This is a genomic window from Citrobacter sp. CRE-46 (genome assembly GCF_059615875.1).
Genome location: NZ_CM184341.1, coordinates 4,268,562 through 4,282,431 on the forward strand (window position 1 = coordinate 4,268,562; position 13,870 = coordinate 4,282,431).

At 52.6% G+C, this 13,870-nt stretch carries 13 protein-coding genes; 5 read left to right on the top strand and 8 right to left on the bottom strand.

The window, feature by feature from the left end; all coding sequences use genetic code 11:
- Positions 1-8: 8 nt before the first annotated feature.
- Both gspE and hofC read left to right on the top strand, forming a co-directional pair.
- Complete coding sequence (gene gspE, locus AC534G_RS20830) at positions 9-1,391, top strand: type II secretion system protein GspE (RefSeq protein ID WP_110498740.1); 1,383 nt, start codon at positions 9-11, stop codon at positions 1,389-1,391.
- Positions 1,381-2,583: a protein transport protein HofC gene (gene hofC / locus AC534G_RS20835; RefSeq protein WP_110498741.1), complete on the top strand. Its 1,203-nt coding sequence runs from the start codon at positions 1,381-1,383 to the stop codon at positions 2,581-2,583. Before gspE ends, hofC begins: the two co-directional genes overlap by 11 nt.
- A gap of 34 nt (positions 2,584-2,617) precedes the next feature.
- On the opposite strand, the gene AC534G_RS20840 is transcribed toward hofC, so the two are convergent.
- Complete coding sequence (locus tag AC534G_RS20840) at positions 2,618-3,661, bottom strand: GMP reductase (protein ID WP_038637240.1); 1,044 nt, start codon at positions 3,659-3,661, stop codon at positions 2,618-2,620.
- A gap of 225 nt (positions 3,662-3,886) precedes the next feature.
- On the opposite strand from AC534G_RS20840, the gene coaE reads away from it, so the two are divergent.
- From coaE to yacG, 3 genes are read left to right on the top strand one after another with little or no spacing between them, the layout of a single operon-like run.
- On the top strand, positions 3,887-4,507 hold the full coding sequence (gene coaE / locus AC534G_RS20845) for a dephospho-CoA kinase (protein WP_110498742.1): 621 nt from the start codon (positions 3,887-3,889) through the stop codon (positions 4,505-4,507).
- Positions 4,507-5,250: a cell division protein ZapD gene (gene zapD / locus AC534G_RS20850; RefSeq protein ID WP_038637234.1), complete on the top strand. Its 744-nt coding sequence runs from the start codon at positions 4,507-4,509 to the stop codon at positions 5,248-5,250. The genes coaE and zapD overlap by 1 nt, the downstream gene beginning before the upstream one ends.
- A 9-nt stretch (positions 5,251-5,259) precedes the next feature.
- Entirely contained in the window at positions 5,260-5,454 is a 195-nt protein-coding gene (gene yacG / locus AC534G_RS20855) for a DNA gyrase inhibitor YacG (RefSeq protein ID WP_003018740.1), read from the top strand.
- A 90-nt stretch (positions 5,455-5,544) separates the two neighbouring features.
- On the opposite strand, the gene mutT is transcribed toward yacG, so the two are convergent.
- The 7 genes from mutT to ftsQ form a co-directional block, all read right to left on the bottom strand.
- Positions 5,545-5,934 (bottom strand): 8-oxo-dGTP diphosphatase MutT, encoded by a 390-nt coding sequence (gene mutT, locus AC534G_RS20860; protein WP_038642991.1) that lies wholly within the window; start codon positions 5,932-5,934, stop codon positions 5,545-5,547.
- A 56-nt stretch (positions 5,935-5,990) separates the two neighbouring features.
- Positions 5,991-8,696 (bottom strand): preprotein translocase subunit SecA, encoded by a 2,706-nt coding sequence (gene secA / locus AC534G_RS20865; RefSeq protein ID WP_069324052.1) that lies wholly within the window; start codon positions 8,694-8,696, stop codon positions 5,991-5,993.
- A 60-nt stretch (positions 8,697-8,756) separates the two neighbouring features.
- Complete coding sequence (gene secM / locus AC534G_RS20870) at positions 8,757-9,263, bottom strand: secA translation cis-regulator SecM (RefSeq protein ID WP_038637228.1); 507 nt, start codon at positions 9,261-9,263, stop codon at positions 8,757-8,759.
- A gap of 282 nt (positions 9,264-9,545) precedes the next feature.
- Positions 9,546-10,463, bottom strand: a complete 918-nt coding sequence (lpxC, locus tag AC534G_RS20875) for a UDP-3-O-acyl-N-acetylglucosamine deacetylase (RefSeq protein WP_006686706.1) — start codon at positions 10,461-10,463, stop codon at positions 9,546-9,548.
- A gap of 100 nt (positions 10,464-10,563) precedes the next feature.
- Positions 10,564-11,715 carry a cell division protein FtsZ gene (gene ftsZ, locus AC534G_RS20880; RefSeq protein WP_003018753.1) on the bottom strand — a complete coding sequence of 384 codons (1,152 nt, stop codon included), beginning with the start codon at positions 11,713-11,715 and terminating at the stop codon, positions 10,564-10,566.
- Positions 11,716-11,777: 62 nt separating this feature from the next.
- A complete protein-coding gene (gene ftsA, locus AC534G_RS20885) occupies positions 11,778-13,040 on the bottom strand; it encodes a cell division protein FtsA (RefSeq protein WP_003018755.1) in 1,263 nt (420 codons plus the stop codon).
- On the bottom strand, positions 13,037-13,870 hold the full coding sequence (ftsQ, locus tag AC534G_RS20890; RefSeq protein ID WP_069324054.1) for a cell division protein FtsQ: 834 nt from the start codon (positions 13,868-13,870) through the stop codon (positions 13,037-13,039). Before ftsQ ends, ftsA begins: the two co-directional genes overlap by 4 nt.

Here is a 13,870-nt window from a genome sequence, read left to right on the forward strand (position 1 = left end):
GAAAAGAGATGAATACCACGCAACTCACGGCGCTATGCCAGCGTTATCAGGGAATATTACTCGATGCAGACAATGAAGTAGTGCACATCGCCGTGGTGGATGCACCGTCCCATGAACTGCTGGACGCCCTGCATTTTGCCACCACCCGACGTATCGACATTGTTTGCTGGACGCGCCAGCAAATGGAAGGCCACACGCATACGCCACAGAAAATGTTACCGGTCGTAGTGTCTGAAAGCAGCGCCACCGCAGCTGGGTTGCTGAATCAGACGTTTCAATCCGCCCTGGCACAACGGGCTTCTGATATTCACTTTGAACCAGCGGAACATCGCTATCAGATCAGATTACGCGTGGATGGCGTATTACACGCTTTGCCGGAAGTCACAACTGAGATGGGCATCGCTATCACCGCAAGATTAAAAGTATTAGGCAGCCTGGATATTGCTGAGCACCGGCTGCCACAAGACGGACAATTTACCATTGAGATTTCAGGACAACCCATCTCGTTTCGTATCTCCACCCTGCCCTGTCGCTGGGGTGAAAAGGTTGTACTACGGCTACTTCATCAGGTCGATCAGACACTGGATATCACCGCGCTGGGCATGCAGGACGCGCAGCTGGCAGCATTTTCGCAAGCGTTGCAGCAGCCTCAAGGGCTGATTCTGGTTACCGGGCCTACCGGGAGTGGTAAAACGGTCACCCTGTACAGCGCGCTACAAACCCGAAATACATCAGAGGTGAATCTTTGTAGCGTAGAGGATCCGGTAGAGATCCCCATCGCAGGCCTTAACCAGACACAAATTCATCCACGCGCAGGTCTTACTTTTCAGGGCGTATTGCGCGCTCTGCTGCGCCAGGATCCCGACATCATTATGGTCGGCGAAATCCGCGATGGCGAAACGGCTGAAATAGCGCTTAAGGCGGCACAAACCGGTCATCTGGTTCTGTCAACACTGCATACTAATTCCACCAGTGAAACGCTGGTACGCCTGCAGCAAATGGGGGTTGCGCGCTGGATGATCGCCTCCGCACTGACGCTCGTCATTGCCCAGCGCCTGGTCAGAAAGCTATGCCCCCATTGCCGACAACGCCTGGATACATCCATTACGCTCCCCCAAGCAATCTGGCCCATGCCACTGCCACGTTGGCATGCGCCTGGTTGCGAACATTGTTATCACGGCTTTTATGGTCGTACCGCATTGTTTGAAGTGCTCCCGGTGACACCTGCATTACGCCAGAGCATCGCCAGTGGCACATCCGCAGACGGGGTCGAGTCAGATGCTCAGCTATCAGGGCGTACGCTTTTCGAGAATGGCTGTCAGGCTGTCGAACAAGGCTTAACGACATATGAAGAACTTATTCGCGTACTGGGCATGCCGCATGTCAGCTAAACAGCTTTGGCGCTGGCAAGGCATTAACAACGAAGGTGAGCCGTCGGAAGGAGTATTATGGGCTGATACCCGACTCTCGCTGATACAAGCGCTGGAGCAGCGGCATATCACGCCGTTACGTATTAAACGTATCCGTGTCAAAAACTCTCACTGGAGCCGTGAAAGAAGCGCCGAAACCATACATCAGTTGGCAACCTTACTGAAAGCAGGGCTAACACTCTCGGCAGCGCTAACCCTGCTGGCTGAACAGCATCCCAGCAGCCAGTGGCAGGCGCTCCTGCGCACGCTGGCTCACGATATGGAGCAGGGCATTTCCCTCTCCACCTCACTCGCAACATGGCAACACGTTTTTCCGCCACTTTATCAGGCGATGATTCGTACCGGAGAGCTTACAGGTAAGTTGGATGACTGCTGTTTTGAACTCGCCAGACAGCAAAAAAACCAGCAGCAACTCGCTGATAAAGTTAAAAAAGCCCTGCGCTATCCGATAATCATCATCACGATGGCGGTAATAGTGGTATTTGCGATGCTGCAGTTTGTGCTCCCTGAGTTTGCCGCCATCTACCAAACGTTTAACACCCCACTACCAGCGCTCACTCGGGGGATGATTGCCATCGACCACTACAGCAGCCAATGGGGGTGGCTGGCGGTAGCATTCACGATGCTCTCGGTTATGACATATCACGTGATCAAACAGAAACCGTATTGGCGCATTCTGAGTCAGAAATGGTTGCTTGGGCTCCCTGTTACAGGAGCAATGGTCAGAGGGCAAAAACTCACGCAGATCTTTACCGTTCTGGCGTTAACACAAAACGCTGGCATTCCCTTTTTACAGGGTCTTGAGAGCGTTAGTGAAACGCTTGCCAGCCCTTTCTGGTCTCAACGTTTAGCGCAGGTTCATCACGATATCAGCGCCGGGAAACCTGTCTGGTTGGCGCTGAAAAATTGCGGCGAATTCAGTCCATTATGTATACAGCTGGTAAGAACGGGGGAAGCATCCGGCTCGCTGGATGCAATGCTGCGTAATCTCGCCCACCATCACGGGGAGAAAACGCTGTCTCAGGCGGAAAATCTGGCTGCGCTACTTGAGCCCGCGTTACTGGTCATTACGGGTTTGATCATCGGTACGCTGGTTGTCGCGATGTATTTACCGATTTTCCATTTGGGAGATGCAATGAGCGGCGTAGGATAAAGCTGGCGCATTACCACACGCCAGCTTCATCATGTTACAGGCTATTGAAAACGCGGTTTTCTTGTTCCTGTACACGAATAAACGTTGTACGTTTGGTTAGCTCTTTCAGACGGGAGGCGCCTACATAAGTACAAGCTGAACGCAGGCCACCGAGGATATCGCGAGCGGTATTATCAACCGGACCACGCAGCGGCAGCTTAACAGTTTTACCTTCTGCAGCGCGGTACTGTGCAACACCACCTACGTGACGCGTCATGGCAGATTCAGAGCTCATACCGTAGAACAGCATGAATTTCTCACCGTTCTCTTCAACAATTTTGCCGCCACTTTCTTCATGACCGGCCAGCATGCCGCCGAGCATAACGAAGTCCGCACCGCCGCCGAATGCTTTTGCCACGTCGCCCGGCATTGTGCAGCCGCCGTCGCTGACAATCATACCGCCCAGACCGTGGGCTGCATCGGCACATTCAATCACTGCAGAGAGCTGCGGATAGCCAACGCCGGTTTTTACACGCGTGGTACATACAGAACCAGGCCCAATACCGACTTTGACAATGTCCGCACCGGACAGTATCAGCTCTTCACACATTTCGCCGGTAACCACATTGCCCGCACAGATCGTTTTCGTCGGCCATGCTTCACGCGCTTTTGACACAAACTGAACAAAATGCTCAGAGTAGCCATTTGCCACATCAATGCAGATAAAGTTCAGCGCCGGGTTGAGCGCCAGAATCTGTTTGGTTTTTTCGAAATCTGCGTCAGACGTGCCGGTGGAAACCATCACATGCTTGAGGATATCGGCAGAGCTATCCGCGATAAAGGCAGACCAGTCTTCAACAGAATAGTGTTTGTGCACAGCGGTCAGGATGTCGAAGGATGCCAGCGCCTTTGCCATGGCAAATGTCCCGACAGTGTCCATGTTCGCAGCGATAATCGGTACGCCGGACCAGGTCTGACCTGAATGCTTAAAGGTAAATTGACGTTCCAGCTCAACATCGGAACGGCTTTTGAGAGTAGAACGCTTAGGGCGGATAAGAACGTCTTTGAAACCTAACTTCAGATCTTCTTCGATACGCATGTGCGGATTCCTGGGGTTAATGGCGAAAAATCGAAACTCACAACTCCAGTGACGCTATCATACGCACTAATCAATGCCGCGCAAGACTGCGAAATTCTCTTTTTTTACGCTACAATCCCATAAATTTACCTGGCGAATAGTAGGTTAATCCTGCAGCAGCCTCGCCTTCGCGCGCTTAACTTTTAACTGTTTGATAATCAAACTTAAACTCCAGGATCTGCATCTATGAGGTATACAGTAGCCTTAACCGGCGGCATTGGCAGTGGTAAAAGCACCGTTGCAAATGCGTTCGCTGACCTCGGAATAAACGTGATTGATGCAGATATCATTGCGCGTCAGGTGGTTGAACCAGGTACGCCTGCCCTCATGGCGATTGAAGAACATTTTGGTTCCGACGTGATAGCCGCGGACGGTTCGCTACAGCGACGCATTTTACGCGAACGTATTTTTTCTAATCCTGAGGAAAAAAGCTGGCTAAATGCACTGCTCCATCCGCTTATTCAGCAGGAAACACAGCGTCAGTTTGATCAAGCGACCTCGCCCTATCTGTTATGGGTTGTCCCATTGCTGGTAGAGAATGCGCTGTATAAAAAAGCCAACCGCGTGCTGGTGGTGGATGTCACCCCCGAGACCCAGCTCAGACGAACAATGCAGCGTGATGATGTGACGCGCGAGCATGTTGAACAAATTCTTGCTGCCCAGGCTACGCGTGAAGCGCGTCTGGCCGTGGCAGACGATGTTATTGATAATAATGGCGCACCGGAAGCCATCGCCTCGGATGTCGCCCGCCTGCACGCGCTCTATTTGCAATGCGCGTTGCAGTTTGTCTCACAGGAAAAACCGTAATGCACACCCAGGTCCTTTTTGAACACCCTCTCAATGAGAAGATGCGTACATGGCTGCGCATAGAGTTTTTGATCCAACAGCTCTCCGTTAATTTACCTATTGCAGACCATGCAGGCGCACTGCATTTTTTCCGTAATATCGGCGATTTACTGGATGTCTTTGAACGCGGTGAAGTTCGCACCGAACTCCTGAAAGAACTTGAACGACAACAGCGTAAACTCCAGGCCTGGGTTGAAGTTCCCGGCGTCGATCAAAGCAGAATCGACGCATTGCGCCAACAGTTAAAAAGCGCGGGCAGCATTCTGATTTCGGCCCCACGCATTGGACAAACGCTGCGTGAAGATCGCCTGATTGGCCTCGTGCGTCAGCGTTTAAGCATTCCTGGCGGATGCTGCAGTTTCGATCTCCCCACCCTGCATATCTGGTTACATTTACCACAGCCGCAACGCGACGCGCAGGTTGAAACCTGGCTTGCCAGCCTGAATCCACTCAACCAGGCGTTGTCGCTGGTGCTGGATTTAATTCGTAACTCGGCGCCGTTTCGTAAACAAACCAGCCTGAATGGTTTTTACCAGGACAACGGCGAAGATGCCGATTTGCTGCGCTTGCAGCTGCCGCTGGATTCGCAGCTTTATCCGCAAATTTCTGGTCATAAGAGCCGTTTTGCCATTCGTTTTATGCCGCTGGATAGCGAGAATGGCCAGGTGCCTGAGCGTCTCGATTTTGATCTGGCGTGCTGTTAAGGAGTCAACATGTCTGAACAAACCATCGTCAACTGCCCAACCTGCGGTAAACCCGTGGTGTGGGCTGAAGTCAGTCCGTTTCGCCCATTCTGCAGCAAACGCTGCCAGTTAATCGATCTGGGTGAGTGGGCCGCAGAAGAGAAACGTATCCCAAGCTCTGGCGATCTGTCGGAAAGCGACGACTGGAGTGAAGAGCAGAAATAATTCTGCTAAAACGGGATAAAGCAACGCCGCATCCGGCGTTGCATGTTGTTTTGCCTGATGGCGCTGCGCTTATCAGGCCTACGAACACCCTTAGCCCGCAATCAGCTTTTCAATTACCGGGGCATTCGCGGGCGGGAAGTCCTCCACATTCAGAGCATCTTGCGCAATCCACTGCGCCGGTTGCCCCTCTTTTCCCCACGGTTCGCCTTCCCAGCTTTCCACCAGCCAGAACCACAGCGTAATGTGCCGGTCCGGAAACTGATACTCCAGCTTTTCGAACAGTGAATTCTGAGTCGGTGTGATCCCAACTTCTTCCTGTAGTTCGCGAATCAGCGCCTGCTCTGGCGTTTCACCCGCTTCAATTTTCCCGCCGGGGAATTCCAGCTTATTTGCCATATGGGCATCCGCCGCACGCTGGGTGATAAAAATTTCATTGTGCTGGTTACGAATAATCCCGACGGCGATCTGCAATTTTTTCATTTTCATCGTCCATAAAAAAGGCGCAGAAGTCTGCGCCTTTTCAATAAGTTATTTTCTTAGCTCAGACGGCCATGGCACTGTTTGTATTTTTTGCCGGAACCGCAAGGGCACGGATCGTTACGACCCACTTTACGCTCGCCGGTTTGTGCTGCCATCTCTTCTGCTGCGGCGGCATCGTCGCCTTTATGGCTCAACTGCTGCATCTGCGCTAAACGCTCAGCTTCTTCACGACGCTGCTGCTCCATCGCTTCGACTTCTTCAGGCATACGTACCTGAACTTTGCTCAGGGTGCTGATCACTTCATACTTCAGTGATTCCAGCATTGATGCAAACATAGAGAAGGATTCACGCTTGTATTCCTGCTTCGGATCTTTTTGCGCGTAACCACGCAGGTGGATACCCTGACGCAGGTAATCCATCGCCGCCAGGTGCTCTTTCCACAGCGAGTCGAGCGTTTGCAGCATCACGCCTTTTTCGAAGTGACGCATCATCTCTGCGCCCACAACGTCTTCTTTACGCTGATAAACTTCTACCGCGTTTGCCAGAATACGTTCGCGCAGCGTTTCTTCGTGCAGCTCAGGTTCTTTATCCAGCCACTCTGAAATCGGCATATCCAGATCAAAGTCGTTTTTCAGGCGCTCCTGCAGACCCGGAATATCCCACATCTCTTCCAGAGACTGCGGCGGAATATAGGCATCAATCGTCGCTTTGAAGACGTCTTCGCGGATGCTGTTAATGGTTTCGCTAACGTCAGAGACATCCAGCAGTTCGTTACGCTGGGTGTAGATTGCGCGGCGCTGATCGTTAGCAACGTCATCATATTCCAGCAGTTGCTTACGAATGTCGAAGTTGCGGCTTTCCACTTTACGCTGCGCGTTTGCAATCGCTTTCGTCACCCATGGGTGTTCAATCGCTTCACCCGGCTTCATACCCAGTTTACGCATCATGCCGGACACGCGGTCAGAGGCAAAAATACGCATCAGCGCATCTTCCATCGACAGATAGAAACGAGACGAACCCGCATCACCCTGACGACCGGAACGACCACGCAGCTGGTTATCGATACGACGAGATTCATGACGCTCAGTACCGATAATATGTAAACCGCCGGCCGCTAACACCGCGTCATGACGAACCTGCCAATCAGCTTTGATCTGGGCGATCTGTTCCGGAGTTGGGTCTTGCAGCTCGGCAACTTCCGCCTGCCAGCTACCACCCAGCACGATATCGGTACCACGACCCGCCATGTTTGTCGCAATAGTGACGGCTGACGGATAACCCGCCTGGGCGACGATATCCGCTTCGCTGGCGTGGAACTTGGCGTTCAGCACGTTGTGCTTAATGCCTGCTTTGGTCAGCTCGTTAGAGACCACTTCCGATTTTTCAATGGAGATAGTACCCACCAGCACCGGCTGGCCATTTGCGGTACGCTCTTTAATATCTTCAATAATCGCCTGAATTTTTTCCGCTTCGGTCATGTACACCAGATCCGGTAAATCCTTACGGATCATCGGACGGTTGGTCGGAACGACCACGGTATCCAGTTTGTAGATGGAGCTGAATTCAAACGCTTCAGTATCTGCAGTACCGGTCATACCGGCCAGTTTTTCGTACAAACGGAAGTAGTTCTGGAAGGTAATGGATGCCAGCGTCTGGTTTTCGTTCTGGATCTCCACGCCTTCTTTCGCTTCAACAGCCTGGTGCAGGCCATCGGACCAGCGACGCCCCTGCATCGTACGACCAGTGTGTTCGTCGACGATGATAACTTCGCCATCTTTCACGATGTAGTCGACGTCACGGGTAAACAGCACGTGCGCGCGCAGTGCGGCAGTCACGTGGTGCATCAGCATAATGTTGCCCGGAGAGTACAGCGACTCGCCCTCATCCATAATGCCTTCGTTCACCAACAGTTCTTCAATCAGCACCAGACCCCGTTCGGTCAGGTTAACCTGGCGCGCTTTCTCATCAACGGAGAAGTGGCCTTCACCCTGGAAAGTGTCGGAATCTTCCTTCTCCTGACGGATCAGGTGCGGAATGATTTTGTTCACTTTTTTATACATTTCCGAGCTGTCTTCAGCCGGACCGGAAATGATCAGCGGCGTACGCGCTTCATCGATCAAGATGGAGTCGACTTCATCGACCAGCGCATAGTGCAGTTTACGCTGAACACGCTCTTCCGGGCTAAACGCCATGTTGTCACGCAGGTAGTCAAAGCCGTATTCGTTGTTGGTGCCGTAGGTAATATCGGCATTATAAGCTTCACGCTTAGCTGGCGCTGGCAGGCCAGACATGTTGATACCGACAGTCATGCCGAGGAATTCAAACAGCGGGCGGTTATTTTCGGCGTCACGCTGGGCCAGGTAGTCGTTCACAGTAACCACGTGTACGCCTTTCCCGCTTAACGCGTTCAGGTACGCCGGCAGCGTTGCGGTCAGGGTTTTACCTTCACCGGTACGCATTTCCGCGATGCAGCGATCGTTAAGCACCATACCGCCCAGCAGCTGAACGTCGAAGTGGCGCATGCCGAACACACGCTTACTCGCTTCGCGAACCACCGCGAACGCTTCCGGGATCAGGCTCTCAACGCTGGCGCCTTTTTCCAAACGGGCGCGGAATTCCGCGGTCTTTGCTTTCAGCTCATCATCGGAGAGTTTTTCCATCTCCGGTTCCATGGCGTTGATGACATTGACCACTTTACGCATACGACGCAGCGTACGTTCGTTACGGCTACCGAATACTTTTGTTAATAATTTGATTAGCATAATAAAATCTCAAACGCCCCGCGGTGCGGAGTCAAAAATTATAAGTTGGAAGGTTCTTTTTTAGCTGAGGCGTTGAGGGCCAGCGCGGATGCCCTGCAGCTGGCTGATCCAGACCGGAACGCTAAACGCGGCCTGAGAGGTAAAGTGGGAGTATGTCACGCGACTCACGGTCGCTGGCGGTCTGCCTTCTTGCGTCAGCATCGCGCTGAGCGTATTCAATAACGCAAGATGGTGCGCCTGGATTGGCAACGGCTCTTCGGCAACGGGCAGCGCCTGAGGAGCCATAGCAAAAGAAAGATGGCGAATAACCGTACGAATAGCATGCTGATGCCAGTAGTCGACGGTAAAATTCGGGCGGCGATTGGTCGCTTCCAGCAAAGCAAGCTGGTTAAAGTTAACTTTAGCGCCTTGATCGTGATTGCTGGCGGTCGCCTTCGCGGGGGTATTAGGTTCAGCAGCATTACCGAGCGCGGGCAGGCCAAAACTAGCCGCGACCATCCCCAACAGGAGATGCGGCCAGAAGTACCGTCTGCCTAACTGTCGCCAGCGCGTCAGTATTCCACTCACGTTATTGCCACCTGATATACCCTGCGTTTGGGGTTACATATGCAAAACCATTTTTTGCGCACAAATATTACCATTAATGCGTTCGCACCACAGCAGTAATGACGCAAGTCGCGGGTAAATATGCTTAAGAAAGCAGCGATCGAACGCTATTTTACTCTGCCGGTGGGGAGAAAGTCGCTTCAGGGAAGGTGGTTTGCAATCGGAAAATAAAAAAACGACTGGTTCACCTGGCCGGAGAGAGTGCCAGATTAACCAGTCGAATTTATGCGACAGCGTATGTCGTTATGCCAGTACGGTCGAAGGTGCTTTGAACGCCAGCGGCAGTTCTGCATCGTCCTGGAAGGTCACATATTCCCAAGCTTCCTGTTTCGCCAGGACCGCCTGCAACAGTTTGTTATTCAATGCATGACCGGATTTATACGCGGTGAATGCACCAATAATGTTGTGACCACACATGAACAAGTCACCAATCGCGTCGAGCATTTTGTGACGAACGAATTCGTCTTCAAAACGCAGGCCGTCTTCGTTCAATACGCGATAATCGTCAACAACGATGGCACAATCGAAGCTGCCGCCCAGGCACAGGCCGCGGGACTGCAGATATTCGATATCACGCATGAAGCCGAAAGTACGCGCGCGGCTGATCTGGCGCATGAACGCATCCGCAGAGAAATTCATCGCGTAGCGCTGCGTGCTGGAGTCGATTGCCGGATGGTTAAAGTCGATGGTGAAATCCAACGTGAAACCATTATACGGCTTAAACTCAGCCCACTTATCGCCATCTTCGACACGAACGGTCTCTTTGATGCGAACAAATTTTTTGGCGCTGCTCAGTTCTTCAATACCCGCATCAAGCAGCAGATAAACGAACGGAGCGGCACTGCCATCCATAATCGGGATTTCCGGGGCATTAACTTCAATAACGATGTTATCGATACCTAAGCCCGCCAGAGCAGCGTTAAGGTGCTCAACGGTTGAAATCCGTACATCATGCTCGTTGACCAGACACGTACAGAGCATGGTATCACGCACAGATTTGGCATCGGCCGGGAAATCTACCGGAGGATTCAAGTCGGTGCGACGATAGATGACCCCGGTGTTGGCCGGCGCAGGGCGTAATGTCAGGGTGACTTTTTTGCCGGTATGCAAACCGACGCCAGTCGCCTGAACGATACGTTTAAGAGTCCTTTGTTTGATCATCGTATAATCTCGCCAAATTACCTATCCAACCGAAGTGTACTATACATTCGGTGGGCCAGTTTAGCACAAAGAGCCACAATTCCCAAATTCCAGCTAATTCTTAATCAGCTTGCTTACGCAGGAACGCAGGGATATCCAGATAATCCGGCTCTTTGGTGGTTTGCGGCGTATTGTCGTTAACCACTTTCGCAACCGGTTTTTGCTCTTGCGTCAACGGCGCCATACCGTGCTGCTGGTAACGATCCATTACCGGCTGCTGGACCTGCTTGTTGGTTACCAGAGTGATTTCAGGACGCTTGTCCATACCAATTCCAGTCGCAACAACGGTCACGCGCAGTTCGTCGTTCATATCCGGGTCCAGAGAGGTACCGATAACCACGGTCGCGTTGTCCGATGCAAAGGCACGGATGGTGTTACCGACGGTTTCGAATTCATCCAGACGCAGGTCGAAGCCCGCAGTAATGTTGACCAGCACGCCGCGCGCGCCGGACAGATCGATATCTTCCAGCAGCGGAGAAGAGATAGCCATTTCAGCCGCTTCTTCCGCACGGTCTTCACCGCTTGCCACGCCGGAGCCCATCATCGCGTAGCCCATTTCGGACATCACGGTGCGCACGTCTGCAAAGTCGACGTTCATCAGGCCCGGACGCGTAATCAGTTCAGCGATACCCTGGACTGCGCCTTTCAGCACGTCGTTCGCTGCGCCAAACGCATCCAGCAGGGAGATACCACGGCCCAGCACTTTCAGCAGTTTGTCGTTCGGGATAGTGATCAGAGAGTCCACGTGTTTGGACAGTTCGGTGATACCCTGCTCCGCGAATGCCATACGCTTCTTGCCTTCAAAGTTGAAAGGCTTAGTCACGACAGCAACGGTCAGGATACCTAAATCTTTTGCCACTTCAGCAACCACTGGCGCAGCACCGGTTCCGGTACCGCCGCCCATTCCTGCTGCGATAAACACCATGTCTGCACCGTCAAGCGCTGCACGCAGAGCTTCACGATCTTCGTCTGCCGCATTACGACCGACTTCCGGGTTTGCACCCGCGCCCAGACCTTTGGTGATGCCGCTACCAATCTGAATGGTCTGTCCAACCGCCGTTTTACGCAACGCCTGAGCGTCGGTATTCACCGCAAAGAATTCAACACCTTCGATGCGCTCGCGCACCATGTGTTCAACGGCATTACCGCCGCCGCCGCCGACGCCGATGACTTTAATCACCGCGTCATTGGTTAGTTCCATAGGTTCAAACATAGTTTCTCTCTCCGTTGTGCCTGTCGCCTGAGACCTTTAATGTGCGTCGGTCTCTTTAAAAATTAAAACTCTTTTCTCAGCCAGCTATTGAGTCGTTTAATCCACGAGCCAACTGACGCCGTTACGCGTTTTTCAACTTCAGCCTCACCACTCAAATGGGACTCTTTCCCGTAGTGAAGCAGCCCCACCGCCGTTGAATAATACGGCTCCTGGGCATAATCCGTCAGACCGGTAATATTCAGCGGTGCGCCAATACGGACTTGCGTATGGAACACGCGCTGTGCGCAGGCTGCAAGACCTTCAATTTGCGCTGCGCCACCGGTTAACACAATCCCCGCCGCCAGATGATGTTTCACCCCCTGCTGGCGAAGCTGTTCTTGTAATTGCAAAATTTCTTCGTTGACCAGGTTGAGCAGCTCGGTATAACGCGGCTCAATGACCTCTGCCAAAGTCTGACGCTGCAGGCTACGCGGCGGACGACCGCCCACGCTTGGCACCTCAACGCTCTCGTCTTTACCGACGATGGAGCCCAGCGCGCAGCCATGACGTACTTTGATGGCTTCAGCATCGCTCGGCGGCGTACCAAAGGCATACGCGATATCGCTGGTCACCACATTCCCTGCATAAGGGATCACTTTGGTATGGCGCAACGCCCCGCCAGTATAAACGGCGATATCCATTGTACCACCACCAATATCTACCACGCAGACACCCAGTTCACGTTCATCTTCCGTCAACACGGAATAACTGGCTGCCAGTCCGGCGAAAATCAGTTGGTCAACTTTCAGACCACAACGTTCAACGGCTTTGACAATATTCTTCGCCATGTCGTTGTGGCAGGTAATAAGATGCACTTTTGCCTGCATACGTACGCCGGAAAGACCTACCGGATTTTTGATACCTTCCTGGTAGTCAATGGCGTATTCCTGCGGAATAACGTGCAGAACACGATGTTCATCGCGCACGCGTACGGATTTTGCCGTATGTACGACGTTTTCCACATCTTCCTGCGTCACTTCCTCTTCGGAAATGGGCACCATACCAATTTCATTCTGACAGCTAATGTGTTTGCCGGAAAGCGCCAGATACACCGAGGATATCTGGCAATCTGCCATCAGCTCAGCCTGGTCAATGGCGCGCTGTACGCATTTCACCACAGACTCAAGGTCATTCACCCCGCCTTTATCCATACCTCGCGATGGGCAACTGCCCACGCCAATGATATTGACCATACCGTCGGGCAGAACTTCCCCTACTAAAGCGGCTACCTTCGCGGTGCCAATCTCCAGTCCAACTACCAGTTTTCTGTCCGTCGCCTTGATCATTGTTGTTCTGCCTGTGCCTGATTCTGTTGCTGATTAGATTCCTCAGGAGGCAAGGGAACCCAGCCTACTGCCGCTCCTGAGTCATAACGCAAATCAACGTAGCTAATCCGTTTGCCATCGGTTTGCGCCTGCTGCTGTAAAACCGGGTAGAGTTCCACAAAGCGAGCCAAACGTTTTATCGTATCGCCCCTGCCCAGATTGAGCTTAATATCGTTATTCAGCGTCAACTGCCAGGAACGACGCGCGGTCATCGCCGCTTCCTTCAGGGTGAATCTATCCTTAGCCAGCACCTGCCCCATATCGCGGAACCCTTGCAGCACTTCACTTGCGCTACCTTCCGGTCCGTACAACATGGGTAATACCTGCTTATTGGCCCGACCGGATGGGACGCTGAACGTATTGCCTTCAGCATCCACCATGTGCTGGTCATTCCAACGCGCAACTGGCACATATTCAACCAGATGAATCTTCAATTCATCAGGCCATTGCTTTCTGACGCTCGCCTGTTTAATCCACGGGAGGCGTTCAATCTGACTCTGGATGATGTTCACATCCTGGGTCATAAAGGTTCCCGGCGCGCCCAGCGCCAGAATGGACTGACGGATATCATCATTGCGCGTGTAATGCCGTTCGCCGGTTAACACCAGTTTTGACAACGGCAAACGCTGCGCATCTTCCATCCATCCCAACACGACCCAGCCGCTGACAAACACGGTGCACAGCACTGTCAGCAGGAACAGTATTCCTGCAAGACGCGTTCCATTATTGCGGCGTGAGGAGTTTACTTCTTCTTCATCACCGTTTCGCGTGTTCAGCGCAGCCTGCGACAT

Bases quoted from the DNA above. Each gene is read 5' to 3' on its own strand.
- yacG (WP_003018740.1), top strand. From the start codon at position 5,260: ATGTCTGAACAAACCATCGTCAACTGCCCAACCTGCGGTAAACCCGTG.
- secA (WP_069324052.1), bottom strand. From the start codon at position 8,696: ATGCTAATCAAATTATTAACAAAAGTATTCGGTAGCCGTAACGAACGT.
- zapD (WP_038637234.1), top strand. From the start codon at position 4,507: ATGCACACCCAGGTCCTTTTTGAACACCCTCTCAATGAGAAGATGCGT.
- ftsA (WP_003018755.1), bottom strand. From the start codon at position 13,040: ATGATCAAGGCGACGGACAGAAAACTGGTAGTTGGACTGGAGATTGGC.
- hofC (WP_110498741.1), top strand. From the start codon at position 1,381: ATGTCAGCTAAACAGCTTTGGCGCTGGCAAGGCATTAACAACGAAGGT.
- AC534G_RS20840 (WP_038637240.1), bottom strand. From the start codon at position 3,661: ATGCGTATCGAAGAAGATCTGAAGTTAGGTTTCAAAGACGTTCTTATC.
- ftsZ (WP_003018753.1), bottom strand. From the start codon at position 11,715: ATGTTTGAACCTATGGAACTAACCAATGACGCGGTGATTAAAGTCATC.
- mutT (WP_038642991.1), bottom strand. From the start codon at position 5,934: ATGAAAAAATTGCAGATCGCCGTCGGGATTATTCGTAACCAGCACAAT.
- lpxC (WP_006686706.1), bottom strand. From the start codon at position 10,463: ATGATCAAACAAAGGACTCTTAAACGTATCGTTCAGGCGACTGGCGTC.
- coaE (WP_110498742.1), top strand. From the start codon at position 3,887: ATGAGGTATACAGTAGCCTTAACCGGCGGCATTGGCAGTGGTAAAAGC.
- gspE (WP_110498740.1), top strand. From the start codon at position 9: ATGAATACCACGCAACTCACGGCGCTATGCCAGCGTTATCAGGGAATA.
- ftsQ (WP_069324054.1), bottom strand. From the start codon at position 13,870: ATGTCGCAGGCTGCGCTGAACACGCGAAACGGTGATGAAGAAGAAGTA.